Below are 620 nucleotides of genomic sequence, written 5' to 3'. Positions count from 1 at the left end.
TTTAATTGCTGGAGATATCACAAATCGCGCAGAATCATATGAGTTTGAAATTGCAGCTGAAAGGATTAAAGAGATAAAGAATATATTAAACATAAGTGATAACAATATTTTCTTCGTCCCTGGCAATCATGATGGAAATTGGCAACAGGAAAAAGATGCAAGCGAAAGATATTCTGATAAAAGTAAAATCATCTTAGCAAAATACGCTAATATTCGGAGTAATGATTTTTTTTCCTCTTTATTATATAATTCAACCTTTTCATCCTATTATTCTGATCCATATTCGGCTATTTGGGAACATGAGGATTTAATCGTCGTTGGTGTTAACTCTTCTGCGCTAGACAGCTGTGATAAAGAAGTAAAATTTGGGGAGGTAGACCTTAGATGTTTATCAACGTTACAATCAAAATTGGATGAGTTAAGGACGAAAGATAAACGTAAGTTTAGGATTTTACTAACACATCACCATCCCAAAAATTATACAGATACTACATTTCCAGATCCTGATCTAAGTCAAATGAAAAATGCGGAAGATTTTATGCGTTTTGCAAGCCACAACGAATTCGACTTCATTGTTCATGGTCATAAACATATACCACGATATAACTTTCAAATGGATT

The 620-nt window shown here is 33.1% G+C and carries 1 protein-coding gene; it reads left to right on the top strand.

The features are described 5' to 3' along the window. On the top strand, positions 1–620 hold a 620-nt coding region (locus tag ACFPZN_RS56445), incomplete at both ends, for a metallophosphoesterase family protein (protein WP_378293727.1).

Source organism: Actinomadura rugatobispora, from assembly GCF_042656285.1.
GTDB lineage: Bacteria > Actinomycetota > Actinomycetes > Streptosporangiales > Streptosporangiaceae > Spirillospora > Spirillospora rugatobispora.
Note: the sequence above shows the minus strand (reverse complement) of the source record. Positions and strands in the feature narration are given on the sequence as shown.